We start from the raw sequence: 1,160 nt of genomic DNA, 5'->3' as shown, positions 1-1,160 counted from the left end.
GCTGCCACAATTTAAGCTGCATGTAAGTTGTTTTGAGTAAGTTCAAGACAATCGAGTTATTTGGGTATTGGCCTTTTAGCGATTGCAGGGTATCGAAAGCGGCTTCGAACTCATTATCACGAATAAATTGCTTGGCTCGAGTCAGTTCGACAGCGAGATGAGCATTCTCCTGTTGGCTAGCTAATGCAAGGTAATGATCGCGTTTTGCTTTATCACCTTGACCTTGAGCAGCTTCAGAAGCAACGAGATAGCACAGTATTGGCATATCGTGGTGATTTGCCCAACGAGTGACTTTCTTCTCAGCACCTTTCCAATCACCTTCAAGGAGCTTGATAATGCCTTCATTGGTGTAGCGACGAGAACGACGCATTTTACGTACGCTGAAGTAGTTCCAAGTGCTTGAGCTTGCGTAAACCAACTTTTTAATCAGGTATTCAAGGAGGAAAAGACCAGCTAGCGCAGCGATAACGAAGATCACCAAAGTGGTCACGCTCATTTCGATGGTCTTGTTTGCTATTGAGATCAGTACATATCCTTGTTGACCAGAAAACTGAGTACCGACAAATAGACCTGCACCTAGAACGACAAATAGGAAAATAAGGCGAATCATTATTTATCCCCCGTACCTGTCATTGTTGTGACTTCACGACGTAGTCGCTCACGAATCACATCCGATAGCTGAGATTGGCTTTCCAGTTTTGCAGGGTACTCAACTTGAATATTTTGTTGGCTTAATTGGTTGAGTGCTTTGTTGAATTCTTTCACCGCATTGTCGTCTTGATTGAAGAAAGCCATCGCCCACTTGTCAGCTGTCGTTAACGAAGTGGTGTAGATTTCGCCTTGCTCTTGGTAAACCGCTTTGATTGCTGTTTCCAGTTTGGCCTTGATGTTTTCTTTTAAATAGAAATGCTGCTCTGGAGACAATAATGGGATGACGTTGCCATCGCGAGTACGGAAAGTAATAAAGTTCTCAGAGAAGTCTTTCAGAGAGGTCATTAAATTATCTTGCCAGTTTGAAATGTCTTCTGATACTTCATGTTGAGCAACGACTTGGGCTTCCGGCAGTAGTGCATTTGCTAGAGGCAACTTATCTACTTGCTGCTGTAGAGCGGTTAAACGCAGAACAAGACCGTCACGGTCAATCAATGGGACAGTGCGCA

General features: G+C 43.8%; 2 protein-coding genes. Both read right to left on the bottom strand.

The genetic code is table 11. From position 1 onward, the window contains the following. Positions 1 to 610 (bottom strand): heme biosynthesis HemY N-terminal domain-containing protein (locus R7P35_RS25460; protein WP_318093189.1); only part of this gene is annotated, 610 nt, incomplete at its 3' end. Continuing rightward, positions 610 to 1,160 (bottom strand): uroporphyrinogen-III C-methyltransferase (locus R7P35_RS25455; protein ID WP_318093187.1); only part of this gene is annotated, 551 nt, incomplete at its 5' end. The genes R7P35_RS25455 and R7P35_RS25460, both read right to left, overlap by 1 nt.

This window comes from Vibrio sp. Vb0304 (assembly GCF_033338995.1).
GTDB lineage: Bacteria > Pseudomonadota > Gammaproteobacteria > Enterobacterales > Vibrionaceae > Vibrio > Vibrio alginolyticus.
This window is presented reverse-complemented; position numbering and strand designations above follow the sequence as displayed.